This window comes from Acinetobacter sp. ANC 4805 (assembly GCF_022549495.1).
In the GTDB taxonomy this organism is placed as follows: domain Bacteria; phylum Pseudomonadota; class Gammaproteobacteria; order Pseudomonadales; family Moraxellaceae; genus Acinetobacter.
In genome coordinates, this window is record NZ_JAKZGD010000006.1 from 204,828 (window position 1) to 228,652 (window position 23,825).

At 37.7% G+C, this 23,825-nt stretch carries 21 protein-coding genes and 1 tRNA gene; 16 read left to right on the top strand and 6 right to left on the bottom strand.

Features of this window, described 5'->3' with window-relative positions; translation table 11 throughout:
• The first annotated feature begins 109 nt into the window (after window positions 1-109).
• Window positions 110-640, top strand: coding sequence for a hypothetical protein (locus tag MMP60_RS10265; RefSeq protein WP_241336166.1), 531 nt, complete (start codon window positions 110-112; stop codon window positions 638-640).
• A gap of 163 nt (window positions 641-803) precedes the next feature.
• On the opposite strand, the gene MMP60_RS10270 is transcribed toward MMP60_RS10265, so the two are convergent.
• Window positions 804-2,321, bottom strand: coding sequence for an NAD(P)H-hydrate dehydratase (locus MMP60_RS10270; protein ID WP_241336167.1), 1,518 nt, complete (start codon window positions 2,319-2,321; stop codon window positions 804-806).
• Between the two features lie 21 nt (window positions 2,322-2,342).
• On the opposite strand from MMP60_RS10270, the gene queG reads away from it, so the two are divergent.
• Together queG and bioB are read left to right on the top strand one after the other, a co-directional pair.
• A complete protein-coding gene (queG, locus tag MMP60_RS10275; RefSeq protein WP_241336168.1) occupies window positions 2,343-3,455 on the top strand; it encodes a tRNA epoxyqueuosine(34) reductase QueG in 1,113 nt (370 codons plus the stop codon).
• 91 nt (window positions 3,456-3,546) lie between these two features.
• Window positions 3,547-4,536, top strand: a complete 990-nt coding sequence (bioB, locus tag MMP60_RS10280; protein WP_241336169.1) for a biotin synthase BioB — start codon at window positions 3,547-3,549, stop codon at window positions 4,534-4,536.
• 48 nt (window positions 4,537-4,584) lie between these two features.
• Here bioB and MMP60_RS10285 read toward each other — a convergent pair whose 3' ends face one another.
• Window positions 4,585-4,797, bottom strand: a complete 213-nt coding sequence (locus tag MMP60_RS10285; RefSeq protein ID WP_241336170.1) for a hypothetical protein — start codon at window positions 4,795-4,797, stop codon at window positions 4,585-4,587.
• A gap of 136 nt (window positions 4,798-4,933) precedes the next feature.
• On the bottom strand, window positions 4,934-5,281 hold the full coding sequence (locus MMP60_RS10290) for a hypothetical protein (RefSeq protein WP_241336171.1): 348 nt from the start codon (window positions 5,279-5,281) through the stop codon (window positions 4,934-4,936).
• A 441-nt stretch (window positions 5,282-5,722) separates the two neighbouring features.
• Here MMP60_RS10290 and MMP60_RS10295 point away from each other — a divergent pair, with 441 nt between their 5' ends.
• The 7 genes from MMP60_RS10295 to MMP60_RS10325 all read left to right on the top strand — a co-directional run bounded on the left by MMP60_RS10295 (window position 5,723) and on the right by MMP60_RS10325 (window position 15,846).
• Entirely contained in the window at window positions 5,723-6,256 is a 534-nt protein-coding gene (locus MMP60_RS10295; protein ID WP_241336172.1) for a fimbrial protein, read from the top strand.
• Between the two features lie 86 nt (window positions 6,257-6,342).
• The gene (locus MMP60_RS10300) at window positions 6,343-7,077 is read left to right on the top strand and encodes a fimbria/pilus periplasmic chaperone (RefSeq protein ID WP_241336173.1); all 735 of its coding nucleotides are present in this window, start codon (window positions 6,343-6,345) and stop codon (window positions 7,075-7,077) included.
• A gap of 60 nt (window positions 7,078-7,137) precedes the next feature.
• The gene (locus MMP60_RS10305; RefSeq protein ID WP_241336218.1) at window positions 7,138-9,696 is read left to right on the top strand and encodes a fimbria/pilus outer membrane usher protein; all 2,559 of its coding nucleotides are present in this window, start codon (window positions 7,138-7,140) and stop codon (window positions 9,694-9,696) included.
• Window positions 9,693-10,709: a fimbrial protein gene (locus tag MMP60_RS10310; protein WP_241336174.1), complete on the top strand. Its 1,017-nt coding sequence runs from the start codon at window positions 9,693-9,695 to the stop codon at window positions 10,707-10,709. Before MMP60_RS10305 ends, MMP60_RS10310 begins: the two co-directional genes overlap by 4 nt.
• A gap of 264 nt (window positions 10,710-10,973) precedes the next feature.
• Window positions 10,974-11,267, top strand: coding sequence for a type 1 fimbrial protein (locus MMP60_RS10315; protein WP_241336175.1), 294 nt, complete (start codon window positions 10,974-10,976; stop codon window positions 11,265-11,267).
• A 444-nt stretch (window positions 11,268-11,711) separates the two neighbouring features.
• Entirely contained in the window at window positions 11,712-14,732 is a 3,021-nt protein-coding gene (locus tag MMP60_RS10320; RefSeq protein WP_241336176.1) for a LodA/GoxA family CTQ-dependent oxidase, read from the top strand.
• 1 nt (window position 14,733) lies between these two features.
• Window positions 14,734-15,846, top strand: a complete 1,113-nt coding sequence (locus MMP60_RS10325; protein WP_241336177.1) for a tryptophan 7-halogenase — start codon at window positions 14,734-14,736, stop codon at window positions 15,844-15,846.
• A gap of 134 nt (window positions 15,847-15,980) precedes the next feature.
• Here MMP60_RS10325 and MMP60_RS10330 read toward each other — a convergent pair whose 3' ends face one another.
• On the bottom strand, window positions 15,981-16,418 hold the full coding sequence (locus tag MMP60_RS10330; RefSeq protein ID WP_241336178.1) for an Sbal_3080 family lipoprotein: 438 nt from the start codon (window positions 16,416-16,418) through the stop codon (window positions 15,981-15,983).
• 216 nt (window positions 16,419-16,634) lie between these two features.
• Here MMP60_RS10330 and MMP60_RS10335 point away from each other — a divergent pair, with 216 nt between their 5' ends.
• A complete protein-coding gene (locus tag MMP60_RS10335; protein WP_241336179.1) occupies window positions 16,635-17,786 on the top strand; it encodes a catalase family protein in 1,152 nt (383 codons plus the stop codon).
• Window positions 17,787-18,076: 290 nt separating this feature from the next.
• Here the strand turns inward: MMP60_RS10335 and MMP60_RS10340 are convergent, their stop codons facing one another.
• Entirely contained in the window at window positions 18,077-18,472 is a 396-nt protein-coding gene (locus MMP60_RS10340) for a hypothetical protein (protein WP_241336180.1), read from the bottom strand.
• Window positions 18,473-18,792: 320 nt separating this feature from the next.
• Here MMP60_RS10340 and MMP60_RS10345 point away from each other — a divergent pair, with 320 nt between their 5' ends.
• Window positions 18,793-19,275: a hypothetical protein gene (locus tag MMP60_RS10345; protein ID WP_241336181.1), complete on the top strand. Its 483-nt coding sequence runs from the start codon at window positions 18,793-18,795 to the stop codon at window positions 19,273-19,275.
• Window positions 19,276-19,484: 209 nt separating this feature from the next.
• Here MMP60_RS10345 and MMP60_RS10350 read toward each other — a convergent pair.
• Window positions 19,485-19,561 (bottom strand) — tRNA-Ile (locus MMP60_RS10350).
• A gap of 279 nt (window positions 19,562-19,840) precedes the next feature.
• Between MMP60_RS10350 and MMP60_RS10355 the strand changes: the two genes are divergently transcribed.
• From MMP60_RS10355 to yegQ, 4 genes are all read left to right on the top strand, one after another.
• Entirely contained in the window at window positions 19,841-20,386 is a 546-nt protein-coding gene (locus MMP60_RS10355) for a 1-acyl-sn-glycerol-3-phosphate acyltransferase (protein WP_241336182.1), read from the top strand.
• Window positions 20,387-20,524: 138 nt separating this feature from the next.
• A complete protein-coding gene (locus MMP60_RS10360) occupies window positions 20,525-21,274 on the top strand; it encodes a YebC/PmpR family DNA-binding transcriptional regulator (protein WP_018679915.1) in 750 nt (249 codons plus the stop codon).
• 479 nt (window positions 21,275-21,753) lie between these two features.
• Entirely contained in the window at window positions 21,754-22,182 is a 429-nt protein-coding gene (locus tag MMP60_RS10365) for a hypothetical protein (protein ID WP_241336183.1), read from the top strand.
• Window positions 22,183-22,460: 278 nt separating this feature from the next.
• The gene (gene yegQ, locus MMP60_RS10370; RefSeq protein ID WP_241336184.1) at window positions 22,461-23,825 is read left to right on the top strand and encodes a tRNA 5-hydroxyuridine modification protein YegQ; all 1,365 of its coding nucleotides are present in this window, start codon (window positions 22,461-22,463) and stop codon (window positions 23,823-23,825) included.

Here is a 23,825-nt window from a genome sequence, read left to right on the forward strand (position 1 = left end):
AAAATAAATCTAAGTTAATAAAATTAATAAAGAAAAATTCATTAATTTTTAATATCTAATAAAACAATATGTAGTATTATTGTTATCTAATGTAATAATGAGTTAAGAAATGCCCCATTCAGCAATAAAATTCAAAAATGAAACAGACTATTCATTTTTTTCAAAAATGGCTAATTGGGGCAATAAATCTGGATTTATTGACCTGCATTTAGAGCCAACTAGAAATAAGTCATCGCTTTGGATGGATGCCGCTGTAATTACAATGTTTTCTTTTGGTTTTTTTATTAGCACCGACAATGAGTTCGTAACTGAAATGATGCATTCATTTATGTTAATTAAAGCCAATCAAAGTGAACCTATTCTTTTTCAAAACTCAAATATATTTGATGATAAAGGTTTTTCACTACATCATACTTTTATGTATGAACTCAACAATTCAACATCTATAAAGTTTCTATTCAATAAGGATTGGAATATTCATGAATTTAATACAGCCTGTGAAATAATAATTAGGGAACTCACAGCTTTTGAAAACAATCGAATAAACCAAATTTCAAAGTTATTATTAAATAGCCATATAGACTCACTCGTTATTGTTTCTGTTGACGTAAATTTTGATACTATTTATATGGTTCGTTAGTTACTAAATTTTAAAATAAACATAATCCAAATAGTGACACTATTTCACACTGCCTACAACTCTTGCTATGCCCATGCTTCACTGCAAGCAGTATGAGTAAAAAAGTTAATGCTATTTGCAACTGATGATCAGCATTTATGAAAGTAAATCTTTTATGAGAGTTTTACTCATGATTCACTACCCTATAAATCATGTGTCCCATCTCATGTGCTTGTAAGCCTCTCATACCATTCTCGGCAAGTAAATCACCTGCTTGTGCATGTAGGCTGACGATTTCATGCAATGCGATTTGCTGATGAAATTGAGCTTTTAAACTGGCAATCATGCCTGCCAAGACATCCCCCATTCCACCTGTACCCATACCCGCATTACCTTGAGTGCAGATAAATAATTCATCTTCTAAAATTAAACTGCCCGCACCTTTTAACACCCATTGTCCTGCATATTTTTGTTGTAATTGCTGAATCGCAGCAACGCGATCTTGCTCAATATCAGCGGCAGTACAAGCTAACAACGTAGCAGCTTCACCAGAGTGTGGGGTTGCGTAAATATGGGCATTTAAGTGTTGCGGATATTTCCCTAGAAACCAAAGTCCATCAGCATCCAATACCACTTCTAAATGCGAGTTTTTGTTCAATAAAGCAAACCATTGTTGATAAATATATTCTGCCCATTCATCTCGCCCCAAACCCATCCCAAAACAGACAGCATCGACATGATTTAATAAGTTTTGAATGGCTTCTTGGTCTAAAGCATTAATGTCTCGCACCATAATATTCGGCGAACGAGACAAAATCGCTTGGTGATGCTTAGCATGGCAAACCACACTCACTTTTCCCGCACCAGCATGAAAAGCAGCTTCAGCAGACATAATCACCGCTCCGCCCATATCTTCATGCCCACCAACCACAAGCACATGCCCATAACTGCCTTTATGCCCAAAAGCTTGGCGTTTCGGCAAGATAATTTTGTTAGGGGAAAGATAGGCTATCGGCTTTAATTCTGCATCAGTTGGGATCAGGCTAATTAAGTGTAATTGCCCCACATACGCTTTAGCTTGCCCTGTAAATAGCCCTGCTTTGTATCCCAAAATGGTAAAGGTCTGATCTGCTTGTACAGCACATGGTAAAGCTTGCCCAGTATTGGCATGTACACCACTTGGAATATCAATCGAAATTTTTAAACCTGTTTGCATATTAAACAAGTGAATAATATCTTGCCATTTTTGATCAAGCACCCGATTTAGACCTATGCCAAACAAGGCATCAATATGACAGTCTACAGAGAGTTCCCCTTTATCAAAGGAATGAGGAACAGTTGTAGTTCCACAAGATGGATTTAAAAGCTGTACATTAACCTGCTGAGATTGAGCATATTGATAAGCTCGTTTTAAATCGGCAGAGTCTCCCATTTCAGATGAAAAAACCGTGACTTTAAAACCTGCTTGTTTTAGAAATGCTGCAATATAATAACCATCACCTGCATTATTGCCATACCCGCACCAAACTGCGATATTTCGAATTTTCTTTTGCTGAAATTGTGCAACCAACTGCTGCGTGATTGTCCAAGCTGCTTGCTGCATAAGCCCTAAAGATGAGTTTTGCTGAGCAAACCAACGTTGCTCCCATGCTTGAATACTTTGGCTATGATAAACAGGGCTATGGTAAACTGAGCGTTGCATATTTTCTCCTCTTATTGGTTTATGGCTTCATCCACTTCATCTCAGAAATTGTCTCAAAAAATCGAGCTACAACAGTTCGATCCACAAGCGCTTAAAGCATGGATAAAGGCACAAGCCTTGGACTTAGGCTTTTCTGATTGTGTCATTGCCAAACCAGATGCTCAAGATCAAATGCCTCGTTTTAAAGAATATTTAAAACGCGGTTATCATGCAGATATGCACTATTTAGAAGAAAATCTAGAAAAACGTACTGATCCAACACTGCTTGTACCTGGCACAAAAAGTATTATTTGTGTGCGCATGAACTATCTTGTGGCGTCACCTAAAGCACGTTATGTTCCCTTTGAACCGAATTCAGCCATTATTGCGCGTTATGCACGTGGGCGTGATTATCATAAAGTCATGCGTGGACGACTCAAAACTTTAGCCACACGTATTCGGGAAAAGGTTGGTGATTTTGAGTCACGTCCATTTGCCGACTCAGCACCTATTTTTGAGAAGTCCCTCGCCGAAAGCGCTGGTATGGGATGGACAGGAAAACATACGCTACTGATCCATAAAAAATCAGGTTCTTTTTTTGTTTTAGGTGAATTATTTACTTCGCTTGAGCTACCTTTCGATGAACCAACGACTGCACATTGTGGTTCTTGTACCGCTTGTATTGATATTTGTCCAACACAAGCGATTGTTGAACCTTATATGTTAGATGCTCGAAAATGTATCGCCTATTTAACCATTGAATACAAAGGTATCATTGCTGAAGAATTACGATCAGGGATTGGCAATCGTATTTTTGGTTGTGATGACTGTCAGCTAATTTGCCCATGGAACAGCTTTGCTAAAACAGCGTCTATTCCTGATTTTGACCCTCGACATGGTTTAGATCACATCAGTTTGCTCGATATTTGGCAATGGGATGAAGCAACGTTTTTAACGAATACCGAAGGCAGTCCTATCCGCCGTACAGGTTATCAATCCTTTAAGCGTAATATTGCAATCGGTCTAGGAAATGCGCCATACTCGGCTGAAATTGTCACACATTTGCAAGAAGCAAAAGCGTTGCACGATGAGATCGTCAATGTACATATTGATTGGGCAATTCAACAGCAATTGCAGCAAATAAACGTACACTGAACAGAAAAATGGTGTTTTTTGCCCTTTGGCTTTAGCACGATTTCTGTATGATGAATCTCAATGTCTGTAATCAATCATCATGGATATAACAATGACTTTACGTAATGACTGGACTCGTGATGAAATCCAAGCTTTATATGACCAACCTTTTTTAGACTTAGTATTTGAAGCACAAGGCGTTCATCGTCAACATTTCCAAGCAAATTCGATTCAAGTCAGTACACTACTGTCAATTAAAACGGGGAAATGTCCAGAAGACTGTAAATATTGCTCGCAATCCGCTCGTTACGATTCTAAATTAGAAGCAGAAAAACGTATTGCAGTCGATAAAGTCATTCGTGAAGCACAAGCAGCCAAAGATTCTGGCTCGTCTCGCTTCTGTATGGGAGCAGCTTGGCGTAATCCACATGAACGTGACATGCCTTATGTTCTTGAAATGGTACGTGAAGTTAAATCATTAGGTCTAGAAACCTGTATGACTTTGGGCATGTTGAACCAATCTCAAGCTGAACGTTTAAAAGATGCAGGCTTGGATTATTACAACCATAACCTAGATACTTCTCGTGAATATTATTCACATATTATTAGCACCCGTACCTTTGATGATCGTTTAAATACACTTGATCATGTCCGTCAGGCCGGCATGAAAGTATGTAGTGGCGGTATCGTTGGTTTAGGGGAAAGCCGTAATGACCGTATTGGTTTATTACATGAGCTTGCAACGATGCCTGTTCATCCTGAATCTGTGCCGATTAACATGTTGGTTCCCATTGAAGGTACACCACTTGCTGAAGTTGAAAAACTAGATGTAACTGAGTGGATTCGTACGATTGCGGTTGCGCGTATCATCATGCCTCATAGCTATGTGCGCCTATCAGCTGGTCGTGAATCATTAAGTGATGCTGATCAAGCACTTGCATTTATGGCAGGTGCAAATTCACTCTTTTCTGGTGACAAGTTATTAACAACGCCAAATGCAGGTGAAGGAAGAGACCAAATCTTATTTGCTAAACTTGGCTTAACAGCAGAAAAGCCGAAGCCAACAGTTGCAGAACTCTCAATTGATGCCATGAGTGCATAAACATTCAAAGCCTTGTCATCGAACAAGGCTTTTTTTCTTTCTATACAACTAAATTGAAGTCACTAAAATTCCATATTTAGCGTTTAGAAACATTCCTACTCGAATGATATCCACACCAGCCGCATGTGTGACTGAAAGTTCTTGTGTATGGACATCAAAATGGAATGAATCAAACGTTTCTTGATGCTGCATTAACCATACAATAGTGTCAGCAATACTTTCATCTGCTGTATATGTTTCTGACTTAAAATCCTTATTCATAATGCTATTCTGATCATCTCAATATATATCTGTATCATAACCAATAGAAAACTTTAAATCAGCTTGATAAAAAAACACTTAGCCAAAGGAGATTCATGGCTAAGTGTATAAACAAGGAATTGATAATTTCTATAATCTAAGCCGCTAATGGGCTTACAATCATTTGACCTGCTTTTAAACTTTCAACGGCTTTAGGATTAAACTCTAGCACCAACACATGGTTATCCATATGTACATGATAAGCACGAATCAATGGCTGCTCGCCCTCATCTGTTGCAAGCATATATTCATCTGCAATATTTAAAATGCCTTCTAGATTGGTTGTACTCGAAGCACGATCATGACTAAATAAATCATAAATTGTTTGTAAATTAAAACTCGTCTGTTCCTCTGTAGGATGATTTTTTAGGTAACTTTCTAAAAACAAAACAAATTTATGTGCAAAGAAATAGTAATTCGGTTTATGAGTATAAAGCATGTTCATGAGCCACTCCTTTCAATGTATTTTTCATCTAATCATGACTAAAAACTAAAAATTTAACCTTAAAAAATTCTTAAGTGAAGTTTGGTGTTTTTGTTAACAGTGTAACTTTATGACTCTATTTTTTTATTTTGAAAGAAACTGTCATAAAAAATTCATAAAAAAACGATTAATTTAGAATAAAAAATAAACAAATAATGCATTAAAACTTACAAGATAAGACATCAAAACCCACCGAATCTATTGAAAATTCTGATGATAGAAAAAATTTTTCGTGAAAATTCTACAATAAAACAATAAATTATAAACAACACCACAAATAATGTGATGTAATTTGCATTTTAAATAAAAAATGATATATTTCGCACATTACTTATTCAGCACACAAACCACCTGAAAAGTAACCTAATCCAAACCTTAAGCTGATGTATTAGAGAAACTATTATGAAAAAACTTGCTTTGATCACTACTCTTTCAGTTGTTGGTATTGCTAACGCTCAAGCTGCTGATGGTACGATTACAATTAATGGTTTAGTAACCGACCAGACTTGTCAAATTGTTACTCCTGCAGGCAAAGACTTTACTGTTACGCTTCCAACTGTGTCTAAACAAACACTCGCTGCTACAGGTGATGTTGCTGGTCGTACTCCTTTCCAAATCAAACTTGACCAATGTTCAAAAGGTAAAGTTGCAACTTATTTTGAACCAGGCGCAACTGTAGACTTCTCTACAGGTCGTTTAAATAACCAAACTGTTGGTGGTGCTAATAACGTTAAAGTTCAATTATTGGGTAGCAACAACCAGTTTATTCCTGTACTTGCAGTAGGCTCAAATGGCGCTCAAGCCAACTCTCAATGGGTTGATGTTGTCGATAATGGTAGCGCTGACCTAAACTATTATGCTGAATATTATGCAACTGGCGCTTCTACTGCAGGTAGAGTCAGTACTTCTGTTCAGTACACCATTATTTACCAATAATTCATTGATGACCTCTGCGAGTTTCTAAAAAGTTGGAAATTCGCAGTTTTTTATAAAAATATCTTGTTGCAGTCGAGTACATATCAATGGCATTGAACAGTTACAAATTTTTGCTTGGTTTAGCAATGTCTTCAGTTTTTGTTGCAAACCTTACTCATGCAGAAATTATCTTACATGGTACTCGCGTGATCTACCCTTCAGATGCCCGTGAAGTTACCTTGCAAGTCAGTAACAATGGTTCAAAACCATCGCTTGTTCAAGCATGGATTGACGATGGCGATCCTAAAAGCACCCCAGATCAATCCAAAGTGCCATTTATGATTACGCCCCCCATCTCTCGTGTTGATCCAACGAAGAGTCAATCTCTCCGTATTTCCGCACTACCGAATGCTGCACAATTAGATCAAAAAAAAGAAACTGTTTATTGGCTTAATGTTTTAGATATTCCACCTAAACCAACTGCGAATAGCAAAGATGCTATTCCAGACAACTTCTTACAACTTGCAATCCGTTCACGTATCAAATTTTTCTATCGCCCAGCAAGCATTAAAGATGATGCAAATCTAGCGGCTGAAAAACTACAATGGATGAAAAATGGTCAGACTTTAATGGTAAAAAATCCAACGCCATTTCACATCACGATGACTGCCGTATATCAACACAACGGCACACAATCTGAAGATTTATTACCTAAAGGTCTCATGCTATCGCCTTTTAGTGAAGACAAAATCCAATTAAAAACGGCGAATACAGAAAAATTGAGCTTTATTAATATTAACGATTATGGTGGTCGTATTGAATACCAAATCAAACTTCAATAATAAAAGAGCTTCCAACTGATTAAATAAATTACGCATACCTATCACTGAATAGGCGAACCAATTATGTCAAAGAAAAAAGCATCAGCGAAGTTCTTGAAACGTCATCTCTGTTATTACCTTAGCTCTGGGGTAATTACGATGACGATGCCTATAACTGTTCATGCCGTAGAAAAAACAGCGGAACAAGCACCTATGGAAGCAGAATTTGACTCTGTTTTCTTAATCGGTGATGCTCAAAAACTTGATATTTCACGCTTTAAATATGGTAATCCAGTTTTAGCAGGTGAATATAATGTTGATGTTTATATTAATGGCAACTGGTTTGGCAAAAAAAGAATGCTTTTTCGTTCAACTGAACAAAATCAAAATGCCTTTACCTGTTTTACATCAAACTCCTTATTAGAGTATGGCGTAAAACAAGAGATTCTTATCAATCGTACTGAATCAACAACAGCAAATGCTTGCTACAAAATCGAAGAATGGGTTGAAAATGCCTATTATGATTTTGATACCTCTCGATTACGCATTGATATTTCAATCCCACAAATTGCATTACAAAAAAATGCGCAAGGCTTTGTTGATCCGAGTGTTTGGGATCGAGGTATTAATGCAGCTTTCTTATCTTATAACGGAAGTGCTTACAAAACCTTTAACAAATCTTCAGATCAATCAGAAACAACCAATGCGTTTATTGGTTTAACAACAGGTGCAAATATTGCGGGTTGGCAATTTAGACATAATGGTCAATGGCAGTGGCAAGATAATAATGAATCAGAAAAAAAAGGCTCAAATTATGAAGCTGTAAGTAGCTATGCCCAACGTGCTTTTCCAAATTATCGTGGTGTCCTCACCCTAGGTGATAGTTTTACCAATGGTGAAATCTTTGATTCTTTCGGGTATCGCGGTGTCGACTTTTCAAGTGATGATCGTATGTTACCCAATAGTATGATCGGTTATGCACCTCAAATCCGTGGTAATGCAAAAACCAATGCGAAAGTTGAAATTCGCCAACAAGGTCAATTGATTTATCAAACCACAGTCGCACCTGGTCGTTTTGAAATTAATGACTTATATCCCACAGGATTTGGCGGTGAACTTGAAGTTACAGTGATTGAATCAAATGGAGAAATTCAAAAATTTGCCGTTCCTTATGCATCTGTCGTGCAAATGCTACGTCCAGGTTTAAGTCGTTACTCTCTTACTGTGGCTGAATTTCGAGATCGGGATATTGATTTAATGCCTTGGACCGCCCAAGGTAAATATCAACGGGGTATTAACAATTATCTTACTGCCTATACAGGCTTTCAATTAACAGAAGACTATCGTTCTGCGCTATTAGGTGCTGCTGTTGCAACGCCGATTGGTGCAATCTCGCTAGATGCCACCCACTCTCAAGCAGATTTTAAACAACAAGAATCTCAATCTGGTCAAAGTTTCCGCTTAAGTTATAGTAAATTAATCGCTCCAACCGATACGAATTTAACACTCGCAGCCTACCGCTATTCAACTGAAAACTATTACAACCTTCGTGATGCAATTTTAATTCGAGACCTTGAAGAAAAAGGTGAAAATACGTACGCGGTTGGCAAACAACGTAGTGAATTCCAAGTCACGCTAAATCAGGGTTTACCTGAAGGTTGGGGTAATGTTTATGTTGTGGGTTCATGGATTGATTACTGGAATCGTAGTGAATCAACCAAACAATACCAGATTGGTTATAGTAATAACTATAAAGGCATGACTTATGGTATATCAGCCATAAACCGCCAAATTGAATATGGTTCAAATCGAAGCGATCAAGACACAGAATACTTAGCCACAATCTCCTTCCCGCTGAGCTTTAAGAAAAATTCTGCGAACGTCAATACAACCATTTCAGACAATAACCGTACTGTTGGAGTCAGTGGCGTTGTCGGAGATCGTTTTAACTACGGCGCAAGCATGTCACATCAAGATAGACGAGATCCTAGCTTTAACGTCAATAGTCGTTATAGAACTAATTTTGCAACAGTGGGTGGTTCTTATAGTTATGCAGAAGACTACCAACAAGCAATGCTTAGTTTAAGCGGCAATGTCGTAGCACACTCTCAAGGTGTCTTATTTGGACCAGATCAAGGGCAAACGATGGTTCTCGTGTATGCACCAGATGCAACAGGTGCAAAAGTCGGCAATACGGTGGGACTGAGCATTAATAAATCGGGTTATGCGGTTATCCCTTACATTACGCCTTATCGTTTAAATGATATTACCCTTGACCCTCAAAATATGTCAACCAATGTTGAATTAGAAGAAACCAGTCAACGTATTGCCCCATTTGCAGGTGCAATAGCAAAAGTGGATTTCTCAACTAAAACAGGTCATGCAATCTATATCCAAAGCAAACGAGCCAATGGAGAAAGTTTACCTTTTGCTGCTCAAGTCTATAACAAAGATAAAGAAGCTGTGGGCATGGTTGCACAAGGAAGCCTCATTTATGTTCGAACAAAATTACCTCAAGATACGCTTTACGTTAACTGGGGTGATGAAGCATCTGAGCAATGTAAGGTGAGCTATGATATCCACTCACAATTAGATAAAGATCAACAAAATATGATCATGACTGAGGCAATTTGTAAATGAAGAAAATTCTAATTACTGGTGCTTTATTTACGGCAGCTTTTGGTTTGAATACGGCGGCCAATGCATTTTGTACACTCAGCTCAGGCTTCAGTACAGTTGATATTTCTATGGCTGTAGGTCGCGTCGTTGTACGCCCAAGTGATCCTGTTGGGACTATTTTGCGTAAAGCAACGTTTCCAATCAATCCCAATGGCTCAACACTAAGATGTAATTCAAGTGCTGATCGTATTTACGCAGATTTATCGCAAAGTTACCCTATCAGCCCTTTAGGTAATAGTATTTATTCAACTAATATTCAGGGAATTGGTATTCGACTATATCGTGAAGCTGAAAATGCAACCAACTTCTCTGGATATTATCCATATTCACGCAGTCTATCACCTGGGACACTTTATAATTTAGCACAAGGCTACTTTGTCGTTGAAATCGTTAAAATTGCATCGCAAACAGGATCTGGTGCTCTTGTTCCAGGTAGATATAGTACCTATTACGTAACAGGACAAAATAGTCGCCCATTTTTAACCAGTACCGTATATGGTAATGCGATTACAATTGCATCATCTTCATGTGAATTACTCAGTGATATCAATAAAACGGTTCAACTTCCAACCGTAATGAAGTCTGGTTTCCGAGGCGTTGGCTCTATTCAAGGCGAACAAGCATTTGATCTGAATATTTTGTGTAATGGTGGTATCAATCCAACGGGTTACGAAGAAAAAACTCAGGTGAGTTTGAGCTTTGATTACACTCAAGATGGTAGTAATAATCAGGTATTGACGAATACTGCACCGACCGCAACAAAAGCAAATGGGGTTGGCGTACAACTCATCTCAAATTATCAAAATATCAATAAAGTCATCGCTAGAGGTGACAAAATTGCTTTAGGTGCGGTGAAATCGAATGAAGTCATTCAGTATAACCTTCCTCTAAAGGCTCGTTACTATCAAACTGCCGCTAACGTTACAGCAGGAACAGTGCGTGCAATGGCAACAGTCACCATTCAATACGATTAACAATCGTTAAGTTCAAATTTACTTAAACCTCAAATCTAATCATAGAATTGAGGTTTTTCTTTATTTGAAATGAATCACACTATATAAAATTTAATTGATGTAAATTTCAAAACCAATAATTTCATTACAATTATCAATATTAAAGCAAAACAATAATTACATCACACTTTAAATGTAAATTTATTCAATATTTAATTTCAATATTGCCTTAATAATAACTTCCATGTTAATTAATAATAAATACATTATAGAAAGGGAATAAACATGTATAAAAATATTTATAAACTTGTACTCATTTCAACATTAATGGCATTTTCTTCGATTAGTTACTCAGCAAACACCATTCAAATGAATGGAAGTATTGTTGAAGATACCTGTTCTGTAAATCAAAATAGCCGTGATTGTGAAATACTGAATCATTTACGTCAAAAAATTGAGACTCAATCAATCTCACGCAGTGACTTAAGAACGAAATCACAGAAAAACAACACCACTGAAATAACGATCGAACAATTATCTGATCAGAAAAGTGCTGTTATTTTAGCTACCTATTACTAGCAAAAGGTCTCAAAATAAAAAAATAACTGTGAAATAAATAACATTTTATTATTTTAAAGTTTAGGTGTTATTAAGTTAAAATTGAATGAAAATTATCTTAATAACACATCGGATCAAAAGTAATAAGTTTAATTATTCTTAATAATTTCAACTCATTTTTATTTCTGCATTTATTTATCTCTAAATAAATGCGATATTTCATCCATAAAAATTAGAATAACAATTATCATTATCAACTGTTTGTTTAATACAACTTATCAAGCTAAAAAATAATAATCTGATCACCCAATCAGCGGAAAAATTAAAATAAAACCAATACAAACAGCAGTTTAAAAATATACAGAACTGTTTTTATATAATAGATATTGACCACCCAAATCCTTTTCTGTAACGTCATATCGGCAATACACATTATAAATAATTTAGAATAATAAGGGATAAAACATGGATCATTTAAGTTCAACAACGTCTGAAAAAACAGCTTGTGTAGACTGTTCTACTGACCCGATAGAATCATTAAAAGCGATGTTTGTAGATATGGTACAGGCTGGGCGTATTGCGAAAGGTCAATGCCCTGCTATGCGTCCTGTATTCCTGAAACCTCATGGTGTTGCTGCGGCTGAATTTATCATCCGTAATGATCTGCCTGAGAATCTACGTGTCGGGATATTTGCAAATTTAGGCAAAAGCTATCCCACTTGGATTCGTTTTTCATCAGATACCACACCGACACGAACAGATTATAAATCTACACTCGGTATTGGAATTAAATTATTTGATGTTGAGGGCGAGAAACTACTGGGTAATCCTGATTCAGATACCTTCGATTTTATCCTACAGAACTTTGATGCATTCTTTGTCGACACAGCAAAAGACATGTGTGAATTCACCAAAGCTGGTGTTGTTGATGGCGATTATGACCCATATCTAAAAGCCCATCCAAAGACTTCTGAACTGCTTGATGCGATGGCAAAACCTGTCGCAAGTGTATTAGTTTCTCCTTATTGGAGTGGTTTACCTTTCCACTTTGGTGATCACCAATATGTCAAATATAAACTCGAACCAACGTTCTATCTTGACCCGCCTACTCACTCCCCCAATGATCCGTCCTACCTTGCAACTGATCTCAGCTCAAGATTAAAAAATGCTGAAGCACGTTTTCGATTTATGATTCAGCTGAGAACTGATCCTGAGCGAATGCCTTTAGATGAAGCAACTGTGGTTTGGCCAGAAGATCTCAGTCCACCTATTCACGTTGCCGATATTGTCATCCCTATTCAAGATATTGTTGCCCGTGGTCAAGCAGAATATGGCGAAAACTTATCAATGAATATCTGGCGTGTAACAGCAGCACATGCACCTGTTGGTTCTATCGCTGATGCACGTCGTGTTGTTTATGCTGCTTCCGCAGAATTACGTCGCAACGTAAATGGCGTGCCATTAGGAGAACCCGATACCCCTCGTCCATTAATCTCGACGGCGAATGCTGTCGATACACAAATTGTTCGTGCTGCAATTCATCCCGCAATCGGAATCGCTCGTGTGGGTGATAGTCTTGATGAATTCTTTATAGGTCCAGAAGTTGTCGATGCTCCAGCAGATCCGACTCAACAACCGAATTTTTATCGTGACGCAACGGGTGCGATTAAAAGACAAGCCGCTCGCTTCCGTCTATATGGTTACAATGCCGCGGGTGAAGTTGTTCGAGAACTAAACCCCGATAATGCCGACATTGTTTGGACAGTACATGTTGCTAACCGCAAAGCCGAATGGTATCAGTTCCAATATGCACTCGATATTCCTGAAGCCGTGAATGCACCTGACAATGCTTTTACCTTACGTAATCCTAGAGTTAAAAATCGTAAAACATTGGCAATTGACCCAGGTCCACGGAGTATTTTTGGTCGTAGTGTCGCTGGCGGTGCTGAACATCGTTTTGATACAGGTACATTTCAAGCCGCTGCTGCTCAAGCAGTCACTGTACCGCTAGGAGAAATTCAAACCGATGAAAATGGTCGCTTATTATTTCTCGGAGGACATGGTAAAGCAGCCTCACCAACAGGCGCGCCTGTGTATGATCCAGAGAACCCACCCAGTTTTAACAATGCAAATGATTGGTATGATGACACTTCCGATGGCCCAGTAACCGCAAGCGTTGCTATTGACGGTATTGCGATTCCTGTGGAGTCGGCTTGGGTCGTTGTTGCTCCACCCAATTATGCACCTGACGTTGTAAGTTGGAGGACAATGTATGACTTGATGTGCAATGTGTATGTGAATGCTGGTTGGATGAGCATGCCTGAATCTCCTTCTTTCACTCAAGATATTTTACCTCTGCTTCAACGTCTTGGTGGTTTGCAATGGGTGAACAAAGGTTTCTCAGCTTATTTTGGCAAAGGCTGCCCAATGGATTTCACCAATCCATCTCTGCTTGCGAAATTATCGTATAAACCTGAGCAACCAACTGATTTAGACCCTTATGGCGAATTACGTCGCGCGATTTTCCATAGCTTCCGACCATCAAAACCTGCTGTTGCTGAACCAGTCACATGGCCTCATATTTGGCCTTGGATCTATGGTGATGCGTTTGGTAGCTTCTCTGAAAATGGCACGGGTAACATGCTCACCATGACAGGTTTACAAGAAGCTTTATTACAACACTGGGTCAATGGTCAATTTATCAATGATTGGTCAACTGAAATCACTACACCACCTGCATCAATTGATCAAGTCCCATTAGAACAACAACCGAGTATGCTTGATCAAGCTGCTCTACATTATTGTTTAGCTGATACTTTCCACCCTGGTTGTGAAATGACTTGGCCAATGCGTCATGCCAGTATGTATAGCTCGCCTTTCCGTATTCGCTTACGCCCAAGCTCCGAACCTGAGCCAAATTACGGCTCAACAATGACACCAATTAAAGTACAACAAGTGGATGGTCCATTGTATGCACAAAGTGCAGGAAGTATTACCCGATGGATGGCAATTCCATGGCAAGGTGATACCGCGTTCTGTCGTTCGGGCTATGATCCTGACTTTGACCCATACTTACCAACATTTTGGGCAGCACGTGTTCCTAACCATGTACTGACAGAGCAAGACTATCAAAAGGTCATTAATCTTGATTTACCGAGAGAAGAACGTATCGCAGCATTTAATCAACGTTTGAACTGGCTTCGTGCCATTAAAGACGCAAATACCGCAGAAGTCATGATGCGGATGATTGCTCATTTTAATGAACTCGGCATTGTAGAAGTACGCCCTGGTATCAAAGATGACCCAGATATTCCTGAATACATCTATGTTGAAACGTTGATTGCAGGACAACTCAAAACCGCAGCGGAAAATGCAACGAACTTATTACAAAATATAGCTCGCCCACTCACAGAACTTGAGAAAGCTGGATGGGCAGATCAAGAACAGTTGTTGGCTTTCCGTTCTGTTCGTGTACAGAAACGCTAAAATGGGAACGCTCAATATTGATGTGTGCATAGCAGGTAGTGGCCCTGCTGGCACCATTGCAGCAAGGCAACTTGCACAAGCGGGTCTATCAGTGATGCTGATTGATAGACCTGCACATAAAACACATAAATTTGGTGAGACATTGCCTAGTGCGGCAATTCGTCTACTCAATAAACTAAGGCTTTCTTCTCTGACAGAACAATTACAAACTGCGAGTCATAGCAATGTAACCCACTCAGAGCGTGTCGGTGGCAATATGACTTTTTGGGGAAGTAATATTCTATCGGCAACAGATTCTATACATGATCCTTATGGCTTCGGATTAAGGATTGATCGAAAACATTTTGATGAATTATTAAGAAAAGAAGCCTTATCACAAGGGACTATACTATATCCCTCAGATGTCATCGCTTTAGAAAAAAATAACGAATCTTGGCTGATTGAACTTGAAGATGGGAAAATGATCCAAGCAAAATGGGTCGTGGATGCAACGGGTCGTAGTGCAAAATTAATTCGTCTACTTGGCATTCAGCGTCATCGAGGTGTTCCATTGGTTGCATTGTATCGAACCTGCACACCTGAGAAAAATCTAAAACTCAATCGAACAATTATCTCTGCAAGCCAACATGGTTGGATCTATGCAGGTAAAATTAATGATCATCAATGGGTTGTTGGTTATCACACCACCCCTAAAACGGCCACTCAGTTTCATCATGATGCGAAACAATGGCAACAAATCATTCGTAATAATGTAGGGTTATACAACTTATTGGGCAATTTTGAATTTGGTAAAGATGTTTTCTCACATGATGTTCGTAGTAGTTGGTTAGAACAACCTATCGGTCAAGGTTGGGTTGCTTGTGGAGATGCATTACTTGCATTTGACCCTATTGCTGGACAAGGCTTATTTAATGCAATTTACACAGGGATGAAAGCAGCCGAGACCATATTGTCATCAACGGAATATACACATCATCGCGCTGACTATTTAACAGAGATTAATCAGATTATAAAGACATATGAAAATCGTCGCTATTTGCTCTATAAACAGGAGCAAAGATGGTCAGAGAATCCTTTTTGGCAAGCACATCAAACGATTACAAAAACAACTTAATCAATAGAATTTGCTATCAATAGGTCAGTTTTAGCGACCTAAGATCTAAGGTAGGCTTTTATTAACTATTCATCACATATAAATCACTTTTATATCAATTTCACACAAAACAAGCTTGGATGATTGCATTATTTTCAAGATTTTTTGTTAAGTAGTTGGTCAATCAATTCATTAATTTTTGTCTCCGTACTTCGCCATTTATTCAATGCTAAACCGCCATTGCCCTTTAATCGAAAAGAAGCTTCTGAAACTTGACGTCCATTTTGTAGTAAATTGAATTGGGCTGAAACCATATAAGGAGCAAAGTCCCATGAACGCAGAGCTGTATAATGTAGCGTCGTTTGACATAAACTTAAATTATCATTTTCTTGATATGTTTTAGCTTCAATCCCATAACGAGAAAAACTACGCTCAACAATTCCATTAAAATCTTTGATGATTACTTTCGGATTATTCACGATACATACTTGCCGAATAGACTCGGGATGAAATTCAGAAGTATTATTAATCTGAATTGATGTACAACCTGTAATCGCAATAATAGCAAATCCCTGTAATACGATATTTTTCATTTTTATTTTAACCAATAAAGCAGCTGATCTCTGTAGATAAGAATATTTCACTTTGTGAAGAAAAGCGACTTAAAAAACAAACATCTAAGTACAACTTGTATTATCACCCTGATTTTGATGTACTAATAGCTGAAGAATAGTCGAACGATGAACATGAGCAGATCGATAAAGTGCATCATTGATCTGAGCGTTGTCTTTGCAGCAAGGAGTTAACACATGTCATATCTTACGCAATCGCTACGCTATAGTCTGTTGTTCGTACTTTCCCCAATTTTTATCAGTATAAATGGCTGCTCTAATAATCTTCAACAAACTAAAATAGTGACTCAGGCACATCAACTGCCCTATCCCAAAATTGATCATGAATTAGGTGAAAAACTACAACCCAATGAAGAAATTCTAGCGAAACAGATAGCTGATCATATTGGACAAACGATTCGTACACAATATGCATCAGGCAATGTTCTACGAGATGCCCACCCTAAAGCGCACGGCTGCGTTCGTGCCGAATTTCATGTATCAAAATCATTACCTAAAAACTTAGCCAAAGGGATTTTTGTTCCTGATAAAACCTATTCCGCATGGATTCGTTTCTCTAATGCTTCAGGAGATGCAACCCAAGCTGATGACAAAAAAGATGCGCGTGGTATGGCGATCAAAATTTTAGGTATATCGGGTAAAAAGATTTTGGAAAATGATGATCAAGCAATGACCCAAGATTTTATTATGATCAACCACCCTGTATTTTTTGTGGATGAACCTCATCGCTATTTAGCTTTTATCGAAGATATGAATAGTAAAAGTACACTTAAAAAATTGCATGTTCCTTTTGCATTAGGTTTTCAAGGAACAATAAATGCATTGAGAGCAAGTAACTCAAAAATTTCTAATCCACTACACGCACGATATTGGTCAATGGTTCCTTATCAATTAGGACTAGGTGTCGATCGTCAAGCTGTAAAATATTCTGCAAAACCTTGCTCCCCGCATTTAGATCAAATACCGAATAAACCAAGTCCAAATTTCTTAAGAGAAGCCCTACAAAACACGCTACATAAAAATGATGCATGTATGGAATTTCTGATACAACCGAGAACATCAAATAAAATGCTCATTGAAGACTCTATGACCGAATGGGAAGAAACCCAAGCTCCATTTTATCAAGTTGCAACTATTCATATACCTCAGCAGATTTTTGACACACCTGAGCAAAATCAAGTTTGTGAAAATCTTTCATTTACCCCTTGGCATTCTCTTCCTGAACATAGACCTCTCGGTGCGATAAACAGGTTGCGTAAGGTGATTTACGAAAACATTAGTCTGATCAGACATGAAATGAATTCTGCTCCAAGGAAAGAACCTCAATAGTGGAAGTCTCTTACTATTTCAGCACACATCACCCTTATCTAGTAAGACTTTTGATCCTAGACAGTATTTTGGACTGCGTATTCTTCTCTAAATGGACACCCAGTGGCGTAAACAACTGGACACTTATTCTTCCTTTACTTGGACAACGAAAAATAAAAAACCAATTACTCACGGATGAATAATTGGTTTAAGTTTCTACTAACTAAAGATGCAAACTGTTTAGCATTCCACCTGAGAAGTGTGCTTCTCAAGGGGTGGAACGAGGCAATTGATCTGATTGAGCAAAAACACTAATCTTTATACATATAAATATCCAGCATTATTAAACACTTTCTTTTCTCATCTTTATCAAACTCTACAGCAATAGGATTAGTATATTTACTAGAATATCCTTTTAAAAATCCATTTGGCATGCCTTCTACTCTTAAATAGCGATTATTATCTTTAACAATCTCAAACTTCCTTTGCCTCTTAATCTCATCAAGACCATACTCTTTTGAAGTTAAGTATTTAACTATATTAATTATATCGCTAGATGACTTGTATTTAAAACAATTACCATTAACAATATTAATTTTTTCAGCTCTATTGTTTTCAACAAAAATACTTTGCCATAAATAATTATAGCAAAGTATTAAAATTAAAAAGGACACTATAGTAGAAAATATTTTTTTACTTAAAACCATTGATCCACCCTTCCTTTCGTTAGATTATATTGGTAATTCCAGTTCTCATACATATACTTAATATCACCATCAGGCGTTCCTAGAAAACGCAGTGGGAAAAGATTTAAGGTTTTAATCCTATCAGGTGGTGAGAATATAAAATTATCACTTTTAAGTTTAGGGTCATAAGCCGCATGAGTATGATAAGAACCTATAACAGACCATCCAGGCATTGAGCTGAAGGTGGCTATGCAAAAATAAGACTATGGGGTCAACCTTGGAATGATGCGTATGCATTTTTTAAAGGTTCAATCTATGTTGAAGATCGGGCTAAGAGCTTTATGCCTGTTGGCTATACATCGAGAGTTGATGCAGCGAACTTTACTGAAAATTCGACTCAGTCAAATAATAACGATTATTCACCGTTCCCCGCATTCGAATGGTTCTATTACAATGCTGATACTGATCAATATTTACAGTTAAGCTCGATTAGCACACTTGAAGCACCTGTTAACAAAGTACCTCATTTCCACAGAAAATCACTGGCTTTGATTAATACGGATTTATGGGTAGTTGTAGAAGTAGGAACACAAACACTTTCTGACAACTATACCGCTGTTTCACAGCAAATTTTACGAGCTAGTACAGATGGTAATGGCATCGCTATTACACAAATACCATTATCGATGCGTAACGTTAATACACCGAACAATGAAACAGTAGTATATAAAGTTGCTTATTATTCTTCAGAGCAAACCCAAAGCTTAGGTACAATGCCAGTTGGGTCATTAGGTGGTATCAATACTATTTATTGTAGAAGTTAATCTGATTAAAGCCATGCAATGCATGGCTTATTTAAGTTGTAAGTGCAAAATAATATATAAAATTCTAGTGCAAAATTAAAAATGAATTAGTGCAAAATTGCGCGGAAACTTACAGATAGACCACATTACGGTCTATAAAAGGCAGTTGAAAACACAATCAATAGGCAATAAAAAACCTCATAACTCAAATAGTTACGAGGTTCGATATATGGTGGGCCCAGACAGACTTGAACTGTCGACCAACGGATTATGAGTCCGCTGCTCTAACCAACTGAGCTATAGGCCCTAAAAATTTTAATCATATTTCAATGATTAATTGCTGCCTGATATTAGTTAAATTTAACTTAAATTACAAGCAGATGATTTTATCAAATCACTAAAATAGTGTTTAAAATCATAAACTGCGCTGATTCTATCTGATCTTTACATAACGAGTAAAGAAAATCTTGTAATCTTTTGATCATTTAAAAGACATCTAAATTTCTTTTCATCTGGTGTTTTAGGATATGTATTTTCCTAAAAACTCGTATTAAACTGCTGTCATTCATTTGTAATGATTATTGTCATGAGAAAAATTTTAGGAAAATCTATTTTTAAAGCAACAGGTTGGGAATATAAAGTTGATCCCCAAATTTTAGAAAATAAACAAGTGATTATTGGATTCGAGCATACCTCTAATTTAGACACAATCCTGTCTCTCGCTTTATTCGAAATTTTAGAACTCAAAATTCACACCCTTATCAAAAAAGAGCTATTCAAAGGCCCTCTAAAACCCCTTTTAGAACGTTTAGGTGGTATTCCTGTCGATCGTAAAGCAAATAAAGATATCGTCACTCAAATGGTTGATCTTTTTAATCAAAATGACCATTTTAATCTGGTGATTGCACCCGAAGCCACACGCGCTAAAGATGGTGAAACACGTAAACCGATTCGTACAGGCTTCTGGCATATCGCAAAAGCAGCGAATGTTCCCATCATTTTGATGTATGCCAATGCCCGTACGAAGAAAGGTGGTATTTTAGGAAAAATTTACCCAACGGATTTGCAACAAGACTTAGAAAAAATCAAAACGCTTTATGCTGAATACGGGATTGATGTAAAAATTCAGTAATCCCCCTTCTAATTGATCAATATTTGATAATTGATCAAGATTTTAAATTTTGAATATAGGCTATGAGAGTTTTCAAGAAAACCATCGCTATGCTAATATTCATGCACTTTTTGAGTTTAATTTTTTGGAGTTATTTCCGTGGCAGGTCATTCTAAATGGGCGAACACAAAGCATCGTAAAGCAAAACAAGATGCCAGCCGTGCCAAAGTCTTTACTAAATATATCCGTGAAATTGTTACTGCTGCAAAGTTAGGTGGTGGCGATGCAGCGAGCAACCCTCGTTTGCGTGCAGTTGTTGAAAAAGCACTGTCTGTAAATATGACCCGTGACGCAATTAACCGTGCGGTGCAACGTGGCGCTGGTGGTGAAGACAATGAAGATTTGAACGAAGTAACCTACGAAGGTTATGGTGTGGGTGGTGTTGCAGTTCTCATTGAAACCATGACTGATAACTTAAACCGTACTGTACCAGACGTTCGCCATTGTTTCTCAAAAACCAATGGTAATTTGGGGACTTCTGGTTCTGTAGCGTATTTATTTACGAAACGCGGTGAGATTACTTTTGAAGATGTTTCTTTAGAAGATAAGATCATGGATATCGCTTTAGAAGCAGGCGCAGAAGATATTGAGGTTTCTGAAGATGAAATCTTAGTCATCACTACCCCAGAAAGCTTTGGTGATGTACAAGATGCTTTGAATGCCGCAGGTTTAAAATCTGACAATGCTGAAGTTGTGATGAGCCCATCGACTAAAGCAGAGATTAATGACATCGATCAAGCCAAACAGATCATGAAAATGATTGAAATGTTTGAAGATCTAGATGATGTTCAAAACGTTTATACCAATGTTGAATTTTCTGAAGAAGTTCTAGCTCAACTTGATGCTTAACTAAATCCTCTACTGCCCCCATAAATACTACAAGCAGAGCCTCAATAATAGAGGCTCTTTTTGTTTTGCAAAACGCATGAGTTGATATATAACATATAATTAACGCAATCCGCCTTTACGCCTTTATCATATTGTGACTTCAATCTAGAAATGATTTTAGTGTTGCTTAGGGGCAGATGACGTATTTTGCTCTATGAAAGGCAGCGATATAAATAATATAAGCCAAAACAACGACACCCTGATTATTTCTCTTCTTATCTTGTTGCATTATACGAGACATAGCGAGTCGCCAATTGGATTTGAGTATTTCTTTATACATTAAATGTCAATAAACCCCACATTTCATAGTAACAAAATACTACATTCCCATCACTAAGCAGTAATAATTTCCATCACCTTCTCCATATTTTCTTTCTTAAACTTTGTTACATTTGCAGCCATTACAAAGAGGTCCTATCACTAGGAACATGGAGTTAAAAATGAAAGTAAATATTCTCTTATTGAGCGCAATTTTAGTAAGCTCAACGTTAGCAACAAGTGTTTATGCTGATAATGCGACACGTGTTGCCGCAACTTCTGCTCTAGGTAGTGTGGTTGGTACTGCGATTGGTAAAGAAATTGGTGGTAATAGCGGTGCCATGATTGGTTCTGCTGTTGGTGGTGCAGGTGGTGCAGCGGCTGCAAGTAGCAAACGTACTCGTACTGAAGCTGCAATTGGCGGTGGTTTAGGCGGTGTAGGTGGTTACACTGTCGGTAAAAATATAGGTGGAACGACAGGTGGTTATATTGGTGCAGCTACAGGTGCAGCAGGTGGAGCCGCTTTAGGTCGCAAAGTCGGTCAAGACCGTGATTATGACAATTACCAATCGAAAAAATACAAGAAAAAAAGAAAGCATCGTCATCACTAATTCAAAAAAGCACCTACAGGCGCATGCCAGTCAGTCAAGGAAATTTAGTGTATTTCTTAGTCTAAATTTCCTTATATTTGAATTTAAATTGGTCTAAATTTATGTCTCATTGACAACAATTTCAGCTTTTAAATTCTGAATTGATCAGCATTACACTTACGGGTGCTTTTTTATGTTGAATAGAAATAGCTACAATCCCGAGCAAAATACTAGGTTGAATCCTGATTATTATATTTCTAGAATAATTCCTTATTTTTTATATGCCTTTTATTTGCATTATGAATACTGAATTACTCTCTCCTGCTGGCTCACTTAAAAATATGCGTTATGCCTTTGCTTATGGTGCTGATGCCGTCTATGCAGGGCAACCTCGTTACAGTCTACGTGTCCGCAATAATGAGTTTGATCATGAAAACTTAAAAATAGGAATTGATGAAGCACATGCTTTAGGTAAAAAATTTTATGTCGTTGCCAATATTCAACCACATAACAGCAAACTTAAAAATTTTATTCGTGACATCGAGCCAATTATTGCAATGCAACCTGATGCATTAATTATGTCTGACCCTGGCTTAATTATGATGGTTCGTGAGTATTTTCCACAGATGCAGATCCATCTTTCTGTACAAGCAAATGCGATTAATTGGGCAACTGTGAAATTCTGGAAAGATTATGGTTTAAGCAGAGTCATTCTTTCTCGGGAACTTGCATTAGAAGAAATTGAAGAAATACAGAAGAATGTACCAGAAATTGAACTCGAAGTTTTTGTACACGGTGCATTATGCATGGCATATTCAGGTCGATGCCTACTTTCTGGATATATGAATAAACGTGATGCCAATCAAGGTGCATGTACCAATGCCTGTCGTTGGGAATATAAAATTCACGAAGCACAAGAAGATACCAATGGTGATGTCATTCCTGTTCAGCAATTAGAAGAATCAAATCAATGCTGTTCTAACAGCGATAAAATGGATGCCGTACAAAGTGTTTTAGTGCAGCGCAATGATGAGGAAATGTTCGCAGCAGAAGAAGATGAACATGGTACTTATTTCATGAACTCAAAAGACTTACGTGCCATTCAACATGTTGATCGACTCACCAATATAGGCATTGCCTCACTTAAAATTGAGGGCCGCACAAAATCCTACTTTTATTGTGCAAGAACAGCGCAAATTTATCGCAAGGCAATCGATGATGCCTTATCTGGTCAACCGTTTGACCCGAGTTTAATGCATCAGCTAGAAGGTTTAGCAAATCGTGGTTATACCGAAGGCTTCTTACGCCGACATGTACATAGCGATTATCAAACTTATGAAGATGGCTCATCACATTTTGACTATCAGCAATTTTGTGGCGAAGTCATTGGGCGAAATGGAGATTACGTACGTATCGAAGTTAAAAACCGCTTTTTGATCGGTGACTCACTCGAACTTATGACACCCAAAGGTAATCTAACTTTCACTTTAACTGAAATGCGTGATCTAAAAGGTCACCCAATCGAGAATGCAAAAGGCTCAGGGCATATTGTAGAAATTCCACTGTCACAAGAGATCGACATTGAGTATGCACTTTTAATTCGTAATCTTCCGCACGCCAAAGTACAGTTACAAACTGGTACTCTCGCATATTCGGCAGATTAA